11 protein-coding genes are annotated in these 11,474 nt (G+C 70.8%); 9 read left to right on the forward strand and 2 right to left on the reverse strand.

Translation table 11 applies throughout. The features are described 5' to 3' along the window. Position 1 precedes the first annotated feature (1 nt). From AB0I68_RS18205 to AB0I68_RS18235, 7 genes are read left to right on the forward strand one after another with little or no spacing between them, the layout of a single operon-like run. Complete coding sequence (locus tag AB0I68_RS18205; protein ID WP_363178305.1) at positions 2-2,134, forward strand: AMP-binding protein; 2,133 nt, start codon at positions 2-4, stop codon at positions 2,132-2,134. A gap of 40 nt (positions 2,135-2,174) precedes the next feature. Next, positions 2,175-2,732 carry a cupin domain-containing protein gene (locus tag AB0I68_RS18210; RefSeq protein WP_363178306.1) on the forward strand — a complete coding sequence of 186 codons (558 nt, stop codon included), beginning with the start codon at positions 2,175-2,177 and terminating at the stop codon, positions 2,730-2,732. Continuing rightward, complete coding sequence (locus AB0I68_RS18215) at positions 2,711-4,084, forward strand: aldehyde dehydrogenase family protein (RefSeq protein ID WP_363178307.1); 1,374 nt, start codon at positions 2,711-2,713, stop codon at positions 4,082-4,084. The genes AB0I68_RS18210 and AB0I68_RS18215 overlap by 22 nt, the downstream gene beginning before the upstream one ends. Next, on the forward strand, positions 4,081-5,313 hold the full coding sequence (locus AB0I68_RS18220; RefSeq protein ID WP_363178308.1) for an ATP-grasp domain-containing protein: 1,233 nt from the start codon (positions 4,081-4,083) through the stop codon (positions 5,311-5,313). Before AB0I68_RS18215 ends, AB0I68_RS18220 begins: the two co-directional genes overlap by 4 nt. Next, positions 5,303-6,433 carry a GNAT family N-acetyltransferase gene (locus tag AB0I68_RS18225; RefSeq protein WP_363178309.1) on the forward strand — a complete coding sequence of 377 codons (1,131 nt, stop codon included), beginning with the start codon at positions 5,303-5,305 and terminating at the stop codon, positions 6,431-6,433. The genes AB0I68_RS18220 and AB0I68_RS18225 overlap by 11 nt, the downstream gene beginning before the upstream one ends. A gap of 14 nt (positions 6,434-6,447) precedes the next feature. Then, the gene (locus tag AB0I68_RS18230; RefSeq protein WP_363178310.1) at positions 6,448-7,650 is read left to right on the forward strand and encodes an MFS transporter; all 1,203 of its coding nucleotides are present in this window, start codon (positions 6,448-6,450) and stop codon (positions 7,648-7,650) included. A gap of 23 nt (positions 7,651-7,673) precedes the next feature. Beyond that, positions 7,674-8,132 (forward strand): PaaI family thioesterase, encoded by a 459-nt coding sequence (locus AB0I68_RS18235; protein ID WP_363178311.1) that lies wholly within the window; start codon positions 7,674-7,676, stop codon positions 8,130-8,132. A gap of 83 nt (positions 8,133-8,215) precedes the next feature. Here the strand turns inward: AB0I68_RS18235 and AB0I68_RS18240 are convergent, their stop codons facing one another. Continuing rightward, positions 8,216-8,869 (reverse strand): Type 1 glutamine amidotransferase-like domain-containing protein, encoded by a 654-nt coding sequence (locus tag AB0I68_RS18240; protein WP_363178312.1) that lies wholly within the window; start codon positions 8,867-8,869, stop codon positions 8,216-8,218. Positions 8,870-8,936: 67 nt separating this feature from the next. Here AB0I68_RS18240 and AB0I68_RS18245 point away from each other — a divergent pair, with 67 nt between their 5' ends. Further along, complete coding sequence (locus AB0I68_RS18245; RefSeq protein ID WP_363178364.1) at positions 8,937-9,377, forward strand: IS3 family transposase; 441 nt, start codon at positions 8,937-8,939, stop codon at positions 9,375-9,377. Positions 9,378-9,495: 118 nt separating this feature from the next. Continuing rightward, entirely contained in the window at positions 9,496-10,821 is a 1,326-nt protein-coding gene (locus AB0I68_RS18250) for a CoA transferase (RefSeq protein WP_363178313.1), read from the forward strand. Between the two features lie 151 nt (positions 10,822-10,972). On the opposite strand, the gene AB0I68_RS18255 is transcribed toward AB0I68_RS18250, so the two are convergent. Then, positions 10,973-11,470, reverse strand: a complete 498-nt coding sequence (locus AB0I68_RS18255; protein ID WP_363178314.1) for a GNAT family N-acetyltransferase — start codon at positions 11,468-11,470, stop codon at positions 10,973-10,975. Positions 11,471-11,474 lie beyond the last annotated feature (4 nt).

Below are 11,474 nucleotides of genomic sequence, written 5' to 3' on the forward strand. Positions count from 1 at the left end.
CATGACTCACCCCGAGTGGGTGGATTCGTTGCGCGCGCTTCCAGAAGGCTCGCGAGTCGTGATCAGGCTGCCGAACGGTGGCGCCCTCGCCGACGTCCTGCTGGCCTGCTTCGACCTCCGGCTGGTGTCGGTGCCGGTACATCCCCGGGCCACCGACACCGAAGTGGCGGAACTGGTCGAGCGGGTCTACGCCTCAGCCGTGGTGGACGCCGCGCAGTCCGCCCCCGGCGCGATCCGGATCACCGCGACCCGCGGCGGCCGGCCGGACCATGAGGACGCCCGCGGACTGGCGTTCATCATGTTCACCTCCGGGTCGACCGGCCGCCCCAAGGGCGTGATGCTCAGCCGCGAGGCCGTGACGGGCAACGCGTCCAAAGTGGCCGCGCTGCACGGGTTCTCACCCGACCGCCCCCATGCCACCTGCCTGCCGCTGTATCACGTCAACGCGCTGATGATGTCGCTCCTCGGCACGCGGCTGACCGGTGCGCCGCTCGTGCTGCAGAGCCGGTTCAGCCCGGCGGGATACTTCGCCGAGCTGGCCGCCAAGGGGGTGCGTACCGCGTCCATCGTGCCGGCGCTGCTCCACGATCTGGTACGCGCGCGCCCTGCCTGGCCGGACTCCCTCGACTACCTGATCACCGCGGCCGCGCCGCTCTCCAGCGACCTGGCCGCCGAATTCCACCGTCTCTACGGCCCCCGGCTGCGCCAGGGCTACGGCATGACCGAGGCGGTCAACTTCAGCTTCGTGACACCGACGCTGGACGACCGCGAGTTCGTGCGCCAGTACGTGGAGCACACGCCGCCCGTCGGTCTTCCTCTGCCGGGAACGGAGTTCGAGCTGCGCAACGGCGAAGTATGGCTGCGCTCCCCGGATCTGATGACCGGCTACTGGGAGGACCCGGCCACCACCGCGGAGACGATCGATCAGGACGGCTGGCTGCGCACCAATGACATGGGCGAGTCGCGCGACGGCTTCCTGGTGCTGCGCGGGCGTCGCGTCGAGACGTTCAACCGAGGCGGCGAAAAGTACTACCCGGTCGACATCGAGGCGCGCTGGCGCGCTGCGGGCCTGAGCGGTGAGTTCGCCGCGGTGCCCGTCGGCGATCCGGCTCTCGGCCAAGAGATCGGTCTGGTGTTTCAGGAGAACGGCATCGCGCAGCTCCGCGCGGTGTTCAACGACAGAAGGGTACGTCCAGCCGTGGCGACTTCAGGCGAGATACTGACCACCGACACCGGCAAGCCCCGCCGCCGCGAGATGGGCCTGCAGCTGGCCGCCCGCCGCGACAACGCGGAGCAGTACGAGGAGATCCTCGACTACGCCAGGGCCACCGCGGTGAAGATCATCTCCAGTCCGCACAAGCCGGACTGCGCACAGGCCGCGCACATGTACAACCAGGCCGTCTCGCTCGTGCACACGCACCCCGAGTCCGACCGCCCCGCCACCCATCCCCGTACCGCCGCGCACGAGTGCTTCGACGCCCTGGCCGAGTTCTGGCCGGTCCTGGCCGACGGCTCGGGCACCGGCGAGGAAATGATGCACCAGCACCGCGGGCTGTGGGCACGGTTCAACACCGAGTGGCCGTTGGTCAGCTACGCCGAAGTGATGGCCGACGTGGTGAAGTCGGGCGGCTTCCTCAAGGGCAGGGTGCTGGAGCTCGGCTCCGGCGTCGGCAACACGACCTCGCTGATCCACGACCACGTGGAGGGCGAGTTCATCTGGTCCGACCGGGTGCCGCAGCTTGTGGAGCGGGGCCGCTGGCAGGGCCGGGGCGTCGTCTTCGACCTTGACGAGGAGCCGCCCGCCGGCCTCGGCCAGTTCGACACGATCATGGCCACCAACGTCCTGCACTGCGTGGCCGACAAGGAGAAGACGCTCCGTCGGCTCACCGCGCTGCTCAACGACGGCGGGCGGCTGATCCTCTCGGAGGGGGCCAGCCCGACCACCACCGAGGGTACGCCGTGGGCGCTGGACTACCTGTGCTCGCTGTGGGGCGGCTGGTGGGACCGCGGCGGCTTCCGTACTCGCTGGGAGTGGATGGCCATGTTCGAGCAGGCAGGACTGCGCACGGGCGGATTCTCCGCGCTGCACGCGGGGCGGCACGACCTCGGCGGCGTCGTCTGGGCCTCCAAGTAACGCCATCCGGCCAACACCATTCAGTACTGGGAAGGACGACATGAACGGCTCGCTCAACCGCTCCCGTGACCTCAACATCGTTACGTGGGCCCAGGGCCAGGCGGCGGACGGTCACACCGAACTGTCCGTGGCTCACGCCCCGCTGCCCATCGACGTGCACGGTGCCGACGCCACCGGTCTCGCGCTGGCCTCCAACGGTGAGATCGGCGCAGACCTGATCAGGCTGTCCGCCGGTTCGGGCTTCGCGCCGCACACCCACCCCGGCCACCACATCCTGACCGTTGTCGGCGGTATCGGCACCATCACCTACGACGGCAAGATCTACGAGACGCGAGCCGGCCAGACGTACCTCATCGAGGGCTCCGTACCGCACGCAGTCGGGGCGATCACCGACCATGTGATCATCGCCGTCGGGGCGCCGCACAAGGCGATCGACGCCCACGACCGCATGGCGCCGGTGCCCTACGAGGAGGTCATCGCCGACGCCGGGGACCTGACCTGCCTGATCTGCGACAAGAGCGTTCTGGCGCCCGAGCGGCTGCACGCCGGGGACTGCCCGCACTGTCCCTGTGTCGAATGCAACGGAGACGGGCAGTGACCCTGGTACTCCTCGACCCCCGTACCGGACGCCGTCGCGGCGAATCCACGCTGAGCCGTGTGTCCGAGGTTACCGACGCCGTCCAGGCCTGCCGCTCGGCGCTGCCGGCCTGGCGGGCGCTCACGCCCAGAGAGCGCGCACAGCGGCTGACCGCCCTGGCCGACGCGATCACCTCCCGCGCGGAGCAGTTCGCCGCGTCGGAGCGGGCGGGCACCGGAAAGCCCGCGGCGGAGGCAGCGGGCGAAGTGGATCAGGCTGTCGACCTGATCCGGTTCTACGCACAGGCGGCCCGTACGGAGCTCAGCCCGGCCGCGGGCGGACTGCTCGAAGGCCACGAGAGCTGGGTGCGCTGGGAGCCGATCGGCGTGGTCGGCGTGATCGTGCCGTGGAACTATCCGCTGATGATGGCGATCTGGCGGCTGGCGCCGGCATTGGCCACCGGTAACACGGTGGTGCTCAAGCCGGCCGAATCCACCCCGGACACCGCACTGTTGCTGGCCGAACTGGCCGACCGCACGCTGGGATCCGGCGTGCTCACCGCTCTCACCGGCGACCGCACCACGGGACAGCTCCTCGTCGAGAGCGATGTCGACGCGGTCGCGTTCACCGGCAGCGTGTGCGGCGGCACCGACGTCGTGGCACGCGCCGGGCTCAAGCGCACCAGCCTCGAACTGGGCGGCAACTGCCCGGTCGTGGCCCTGCCGGACGCACCCGAGCACACCTGGACCGAGATCGTCGCGGCAGCTGTGTACAACGCCGGACAGAGCTGCGCCGCACCCGCCCGTGTGATCGTGCTCGCGGAGCACTACGACGAGGCTGTCGAACAACTGGGCGCGGCCATGGGCCGGCACACCGCCGGCGTCGGCTTCGGGCCGCTGAACAACGCCGACCAGGCCGCCCGGTACGACCGGATCCTCGCCGCCACCGGCGCGAAGACGGTCTTTCGCGGCGAAGTGGACGTGCCTGCCGAGGAGCAGGACGGCTTCTGGCGGCCGACCGCCCTGCTGGCCGGGCTGCCCGAGGACGACCCCGCGATCACGGAGGAGGTGTTCGCACCCGTCCTCACCGTGCAGTCGGCGGACAGCGTGCAGCACGCCGTGGAACTGGCCAACAGCATGCCCCAGGCTCTCGCCGCGAGCGTCTGGACCCGCGACCTGGCCACCGCACTCACCCTCACGGGCCGGATCGACGCGGGTGAGGTATGGGTGAACTGCCACCTGGTCCAGACCGCTGAGCTGCCGCACGGCGGCCGGGGCGACTCCGGACACGGAACCGACCTGAGCGTGCTGGCCCTGCGCGAGTACACCCGGCCGAAGACGATCACTGCCGCACTGCGAGGAGCCTGGTCATGACAGTCGCGATCGTCGACGGTTACGCGACCGCCCGGTTCCTGGTCGCCGCGCTGGCCGAGCGTGGAACCCAGTGTGTCCACGTGGCCAGCGACCCCCACCCGCCGGCCGCCTATCAGCGGGTCTTCAACCCCGCTGTCTACCTGCACGACCTCGGCCACCACGAAGACATCGAGGTCATCGCGACGAGGCTGCGCGAGCTGGGTGTCGGCCAGGTGATCGCGGGCGCGGAGTCCGGCGTCCAGCTGGCCGACGCGCTGAACCACGAACTCGGCACCCCGGGCAATGACATCACCCGTGTCGCAGCCAGGCGGGACAAGTTCGCCATGGCCGAACAGGTTCGCGCGTCCGGCCTCGCCGCTCCGGCGACCGTGATCGCCGGCGAGCCGGACCAGGCCGTGGACTGGTTCACCGCGCGCGGGGGCCGTCCGGTCGTGGTCAAGCCGCCGGCGAGCGCCGGCACGAACGACGTGTCCGTCTGCCGCACGGCGGAGGAGGTCGCGAGCCGGTGCGCGGCACTGATCGGCACCGTCGACTTCTTCGGCGCCACCAATGAGCACGCTGTCGTCCAGGAGTTCCTGGACGGCGAAGAGTTCATGGTGAACACGGTGAGCGTCGACGGGGTCCACAAGGTGGTCGACGTGTGGCGCTCGGTGCGCACCGCAGGGCCCCACGGCGCACCGATCTGCGACTTTCAGGAGCCCCTGCCCCTGACCGACGGAGATGTGCGGCAGGTTGCGGCGTACACGCTCGACGTTGTCACCGCGCTCGGCATCGCCAACGGCGCGGGCCACACCGAGGTCATGCTGACCGCCGACGGGCCCGTGCTGATCGAGAGCGCCGCCCGGCTGATGGGTGGCTTCCTGCCCTGGGTCTCGGAGAAGTTCAGCGGCACGTCGCAGATCCAGTTGCTCGCCGTCGCGTTGACCAACTGCGAGGAGTTCCAACGGTTCTCCGAGGCCGACGCGGCGTACTCCCAGCACGTACGCAACGTCTGGCTGATCAACCGGCGGCCCGGTCCCGGCCGGGAGGACGGGTGGCAGCAGCGCATCGAATCGCTGCCCACCTTCGTCGCCCTGACCACGAAGGTCGTCCCCGGGCAGACGGTGCCGCTCACCGTGGACCTGCCGTCGGCACCGGGTTTCGTGTCCCTGGCGGGCGGGCTCGCCGAGGTCGAACGCGACCACCGGCTCCTTCGCGAGATGGAAGGAGGGGGACTGTATGTCGGCTGAGCCACTACGAGTGGAAATCCTGGACCGGCTTGACGAGAACGACCGTCGGGCGTGGGATCAACTGGCAGCCCCGAAGTCGTTCTACGCGGGGACACGCTGGCTGGAGTTCCAGCGCGAACAGGAGCAGGGCGGACGCGTTCACCACGTGTGCGTCCGCTCCGGCGACCGCTTGGTCGGCGCCGTCGCGGTGTTCGTCGTGGACCGGCCCAGCAGCGGCAACTACCACCCCGGCAAGCTCTTCCCCGACGCGGCGGACCAGGGCGATCGGCCGGTCACCCTGGTCGGCAGCTCCCGCGGTTTCTACAGCGGCCCGCTGCTCTCCGACGACCGGGCGCTGGAGCCACTGCTGGACGCGGTGCAGGACATCGCCGACACGCACAGCGACGGGCTCGCCTGGTGGCTCTACGCCACCTCGGCGGACGCGGCCCTGCTCGCCCGCCGCAGCGGTGTCACCCCGCGCCTGCTCAACGGCGAGTGCGTCATCCCCCTGCCCGGCAGCGGTTTCGAGGACTACCTCGAAGGCCTGCTCAGCAGCAGAAGGAAGCGGATCCGTCGCGACCTGCGCGAGTTCGAGTCAGCCGGTCTGCGTCTGAGCCGAGCGCGACTGTCCGACGAATACCAGCGGTGCGGTGCGCTCCTGGCGGCGACCCAGCAGAAGTACGGCGTGCAGGCATCGGCCGATGCCATGACGCTTTGGCTGGAACAGCTCAGCCGTGCCGCGCGGGATACCGGCCGGCTGCACCTGTGCATGAACGCGGAAGAGCAGCCGATCGGTTTCTCCCTGATCTTCACCGAGGGACAGACGGCCTACACGCGCGCCATCGGATTCGACTACGAGCGGGCGCCGCACGTGGGCGAGTACTTCCAGCTGAGCTGCTATCAGCCGATCCGCGACGCATACGCCGACGGTGCGACGGCCTTGCACCTGGGCGCCGGCGCCTACCAGGCCAAGGCGCGGCGTGGCGCCGTCGTCCACCCCATGTGGGCCGTCCCGACCCGGCCCGGCGCCTGGGATGCCACGGCTACCAAGGCGTACAACACCGGGCAGGCCGAGGCGCTGCGTGCCGAGTTGCCCGGTGAGGACCTGGTGTGGACCCACGACAGCGAAGGCTGGCTGTGAAGGGCCTCCGCTCGATGATCCCGCCGTCGCGCAACGGACGTATCCTCGCGATCGGCGGCACCGTCGACTCCCTGGGAACCGGCTTGTTCCTCGCGGCCTCCACGCTGTACTTCGTGCAGGTCGTCGGGCTGCCGATGGTCGCGGTGGGCGCGGCGCTCGGCATCGGCAGCGTCTGCGGTCTGCTCAGTCCGGTACCGATGGGCCGGCTCGCCGACCGGATCGGTGCCGACCGGGTGTTCATCGGGCTACTGGTGATTCGCGCGTTCGGATACGCGGGCTACGCACTGGTCGACGGCTATCCGGCCTACCTCGGGCTGACCTGCCTGCTCGCTGCCGCGGACGCGGCCAGCGGCCCGCTGTTCCAAGCGGTGATCGGCGACGTGGTGCCGGCCGAGGAACGCAGTGCGACGATGACGTCGATCCGGGCCATTCGGAACATCGGACTCAGCGCCGGGTTCCTCCTGGCGGGAGGCGTCCAAGCACTGCACTGGACACCGGCGTTCCAGATCCTGTTCGCCGTCAACGGTGTGTCGTTCATCGCCACCGGCCTGGCGATCCGGCGCGTGCGCGCTACGGCGACGGCCCGCAAGGCCGATGCCGATGTGGTGGGCGACTCCGCCGCGGACGTTCCCGCGCCCTACCGTGACAAGAGGTTCATCGGGCTCGTCGTGGCGAACGCGTTCGCGATGCTGCACGACTCGGTCATGTTCGTACTGCTGCCGCTGTGGGTGGTCAAGGTACTGGACCTGCCGCCCTCGCTCTCCTCGGTGCTGCTGGCCGTCAACACCGTCCAGACCGCGCTCTTCCAAGGCTACCTCGGCCGGGCCGTACAGGGACTGGACCGCTCCGTTCGCACCACTCGCCTCGCCTGCGGGCTGCTCGTCCTGACCTGTGCCCTCTTCGCCGCGGCAGCCGTCGCCGGGGGAACGCCGGCAGTGATCGGTGCTGTGGTCGGAGTCATGGTCCTGACACTGGCGGAGAATCTGCTCGTCGCCGCGAGCTGGGAGCTGTCCTACGTCGTGTCGCCGGAGCCCAAACGCGCGCAGTACCTGGCGTTCTTCAGCCTCGGATTCGGCGCCCAGCGGGCTGTCGGGCCACTCCTGATGACCGCCGTGGTGCTTCCCGCCGGGGGCCTCGGGTGGGCGCTGCTGGGTTCGCTGTTCCTGCTCGCGGCGGGCGGCACGACCGCCGCCACGCGCCTGGCGAGAGCAGCTTGACCACCCCTCCTCCGGGCGTCGTCGTGCCGCTGCCCGCCACGACGGCCCGTAGGCTCGCCGAAGCACCGCACGAGCCGGGCTACACCGCCTGCTTCGGCTGCGGCAGTGCGATGCCCGCGGGACTGCACGTCCACGTCGTCGACGACGACCCGGAGGAGCTGGTGGCGATGGTGCGCCTGAACACGGCACACCAGGGGGCTCCCGGGTTCGCGCACAGCGGGGTGGTGGCGACACTGCTGGACGAAGTGATCAGCCTCGCCTTGTGGCGGTTACTGGATCGAAGGTGCGTGACCGCACGGTTGGAGACCGCCTTCCACGCGCCCGTACCGATCGGCCGGGATCTCGAACTACGTGCCAGGTGTACAGGTGTGCAGGGTCGCAAGGTGTACACCCGTGCTCAAGTGCTGCTCGGCGGAACTGCCCACGCCGAAGCCGCGGGTTTGTTCATCGACGTCGCGGAGAACCTCGCCCATTCAGGTTGACCAGGGCGACTTCAGCGTTCGCGCTGCTCCCTGCCCGGGTGCTGGGCCGTCTGCCCACCGTGTATGGGCTTCATCCACGCGCGTTAGTGGATGGAGCTGGTCGCGCCGTTGATCACGATGGCCTGGCCGTCGCGCAGAGCCTGATGGGCGACGCCGTCGGCGCGGTATCGGTCGGCCACCACACCGAGGATTTCGGTTTCGGGGTGGCCGGGAGAGTCGATGTGCGGTACCACGACGTAATTGAGAACGGCAAGTCCGTCCCAGCGGGCTTGAGCGTCGTAGGCGGCTCGCACCGCTTGCGGGTCGTCGCACTGTTCCAGCCCGTGCAGGTCGGGCGCGAGGACGCATGCGCCAGCGCTGTAGCCGGCATAAACGATGGCGTCCTGCCGTAGCAGCTCGATTAGGGTTTGGTCGGCGCCGCTGAGGGCCAATGCATGACGCAGAACGAACACGTTGCCTCCGCGGACCCAGATCAGAGGGAATCGGGCAAGAGCGGCGGTGATGTGTGTCGGGGGCCGGCCGAAGAATGCGCGTAGATCCAACTCGACCGGCCGCAGGCCGAGCTCAGCGAGTGCACTGAGTTCGCGCTCGACTGCGGCTCGGCGCTCTATGCACGACAGGGCGTCGATCGCGTTGGCAATCACCGCTACCTCACCTGCATCGGCGGGATTGTCCAGTAGTGCCAGCATCCGCTCCGGGTGGTCACCGGTGCGGAAGGAGGAGAGATACATGCGCATCCGTGCACCGTAGCGCCGCCTGATCCGCGCTTCGGCGGGAAGGCGCTTTTCCCTGCCTGCCAGCAGGATCCTTCAGGTCCACGACGAGTCCGGCGGGATCTACGGCTCACCGCGCGTGCACGCCGTCCTCAGACGTGAAGGCACTCGCGTCGGCCGCAAGCGCGTCGAACGGCTCATGCGCCAGGCCGGCCTCGCCGGAATCAGCCCCCGCCGGGGCAAGGGTTTCACCCGGCGTGACCCGGACGCGGACCTGGCCCCTGACCTGGTGCAACGCGACTTCACCGCGAACGGCCCGAACCGGCTGTGGGTCACCGACGGCACGGTCCCGCCGGGAGCCCGCGCGGCGGCCAACGGGGGAACCTCACTCCACGGTTCGAGGGGATTGACACCGGGCGGAGTGCCCCGCTGGTCGGCTTCTTCACCCGACCCAGGTGCCAGGACTGCAGCGGCAACGCCGACCAGATGTGGTGGATGGACACGAACCGGCCCGGCGGAACGTTCCGTCTGACCGAACCCGGCGGAACGGGTGCAGCGGATCCCGTCCGGTCGGAAGACCGGGCGGGATCCGTCCGTTGGGGGGCAGGTGGCCGTCGGTGCCGGAGCCGGGCTTTGTGAAAATGAGGCGCATGACGAACCGTGACGGTGGGACGGCGCAGGCGTGGGCGGTGCTCGGTGGGGCGGCCGGGCTGGTGGACCGGGTGGGATATCGGGGGCCGAGCGGGCTGGGGGAAGGGCCGCTGCCCGTACGGGAGCTGGCGCGGGCCACCGTGGGCGTGTGCACGCTGGCCGCGGCGGAGCTGGCGGCCGTACGGGCCGGGGGCGCGGCGGACGGGGTGGAGCCGCTGGTGGTGGACGAGGGGGCCGTGGCCACCGCGTTCGTCAGCGAGCGGCATCTGCGGGTGGAGGGGCGTGAGCCGGTGAACTTCGCCCCGCTGTCCGGGTTCTGGCGGGCGGCGGACGGGTGGGTGCGGACGCACGCCAACTATCCGCATCACCGGGACGCACTGGTACGGGCGTTGGGACTGCCGTCCGCGACCCCCGGGGCGCTGCGGGACGCGGTGGCGGGGCGCGGGGCCGTCGAGGTGCAGGAGCTCGTGTACGGGGAGGGCGGACTGGCCGTCGCCGTGGCGGCGGAGTACGGGGATCCGCAGCCGCTGGTGGAGGTACGGGAGTCCGGGGGCGCCGGGCGGGAGCTCGGGCCGGGGGCGCTGCCCGCGTCCGGGGTGCGGGTGCTGGACCTGACCCGGGTCATCGCGGGGCCGGTCGCGACGCGGACGCTCGGGCTGCTGGGGGCGGACGTGCTGCGGGTCGACTCGCCGCGGCTGCCGGAGTCGGACGACGCGTACGCGGACACCGGGTTCGGGAAGCGGTCGGCGCTGCTGGATCTGGCGGACGCGGGGGACCGGGCCGTCTTCGAGGGGCTGCTGGCCGAGGCCGATGTGGTGGTGACCGGGTACCGGCCGGGGGCGCTGGAGCGGTACGGGCTCGGGGCGGACGAGCTGCTGGAGCGCCGGCCGGGGCTGGTGGTGGCGCAGCTGTGCGCGTGGGGGTGGCAGGGGCCGTGGGCGCGGCGGCGGGGGTTCGACTCGCTGGTGCAGGCGGGGTACGGGGTGGCCGCGGCGTACGGGGAGGGGGACCGGCCCGGGGTGCTGCCGGCCCAGGCGCTGGATCACGGGACCGGGTACCTGGCGGCCGCGGGCGTGCTGAGGGCGCTGGCCGAGGGGGGCGGGCGGTCGCTGCGGTTCTCGCTGGCGGGGACGGCGTCGTGGCTCGTACGGGAGGTGCCGGCGACGGGGACGGACGCGGCGCGGTACGCGGCGGAGCCGTGGCTGAGGGAGGTGGACTCGGGGTACGGGGTGCTGCGCTATGCGGGGTCGCCGGTGCCGTTCGGCGACTGGGGGCGGGGGCCGTCCCGGTGGGGGACGGACCGGGCGCAGTGGCTCCCGCGGTAGCCCTGCCGGGCCGCTGCGCGGCGCTCTTCTGACCCGTCCAGCCCTTTGTCCGTATCCCGGGCCCTGTCCGGAGCCTCCCCCAGCCCGCCGGGTGCCCCCAGCGCCTCGAACACCGGCGGGGCGGGGATTGCCGGCGGGGTCGGGGCAGCCCTCAGGAGGGCTGCAAGGGCTTGGTCATGCAGCGGCTTGCCTCGTGGAAGCGGTAGTGGCCGAACTTTTCCGACAGGGTGTAGCCCGACGAGAGGTAGAGGGCTATCGCCTCCGGCTGCTGGTCGCCCGTCTCCAGGGCCATGCGGGTGCGGCCTGCCGTGCGGGCATCGGACTCCAGTTCGGCCAGGATGCGGCGGGCCAGGCCCAGGCCGCGGGCCTCGGGGACGACGTACATGCGCTTGAGCTCGGCGTCGCCGTCCGAGTAGCCCTCGTCGTTCTCGTCCTGGCTGCGCCAGCCGCCGCTGGCCATCGGCGTGCCCGAGGCGTCGTACGCCAGCAGGTACAGGCCGTTCGGCGGGGTGAACATCGCCGGGTCGAGAGGTGTGACATCTCCCTCGCCCTGGTAGCGCTCCCGGTACTCGAGCTGGACCTGGTCGTTGAGTTTGACCGCGTCAGGGTGGTCGTACGACACGGCGCGGAGCTGGATCCCGTGAGACATCCGG

It is taken from the genome of Streptomyces sp. NPDC050448, from assembly GCF_040655295.1.
Classification (GTDB): domain Bacteria; phylum Actinomycetota; class Actinomycetes; order Streptomycetales; family Streptomycetaceae; genus Streptomyces.

What these genes read in the sequence shown, in the direction of transcription:
- AB0I68_RS18205 (WP_363178305.1), top strand. Translation starts at nt 2, where the DNA reads ATGACTCACCCCGAGTGGGTGGATTCGTTGCGCGCGCTTCCAGAAGGC.
- AB0I68_RS18210 (WP_363178306.1), top strand. Translation starts at nt 2,175, where the DNA reads ATGAACGGCTCGCTCAACCGCTCCCGTGACCTCAACATCGTTACGTGG.
- AB0I68_RS18215 (WP_363178307.1), top strand. Translation starts at nt 2,711, where the DNA reads ATGCAACGGAGACGGGCAGTGACCCTGGTACTCCTCGACCCCCGTACC.
- AB0I68_RS18220 (WP_363178308.1), top strand. Translation starts at nt 4,081, where the DNA reads ATGACAGTCGCGATCGTCGACGGTTACGCGACCGCCCGGTTCCTGGTC.
- AB0I68_RS18225 (WP_363178309.1), top strand. Translation starts at nt 5,303, where the DNA reads ATGTCGGCTGAGCCACTACGAGTGGAAATCCTGGACCGGCTTGACGAG.
- AB0I68_RS18230 (WP_363178310.1), top strand. Translation starts at nt 6,448, where the DNA reads ATGATCCCGCCGTCGCGCAACGGACGTATCCTCGCGATCGGCGGCACC.
- AB0I68_RS18240 (WP_363178312.1), bottom strand. Translation starts at nt 8,869, where the DNA reads ATGCGCATGTATCTCTCCTCCTTCCGCACCGGTGACCACCCGGAGCGG.
- AB0I68_RS18250 (WP_363178313.1), top strand. Translation starts at nt 9,496, where the DNA reads ATGACGAACCGTGACGGTGGGACGGCGCAGGCGTGGGCGGTGCTCGGT.
- AB0I68_RS18255 (WP_363178314.1), bottom strand. Translation starts at nt 11,470, where the DNA reads ATGTCTCACGGGATCCAGCTCCGCGCCGTGTCGTACGACCACCCTGAC.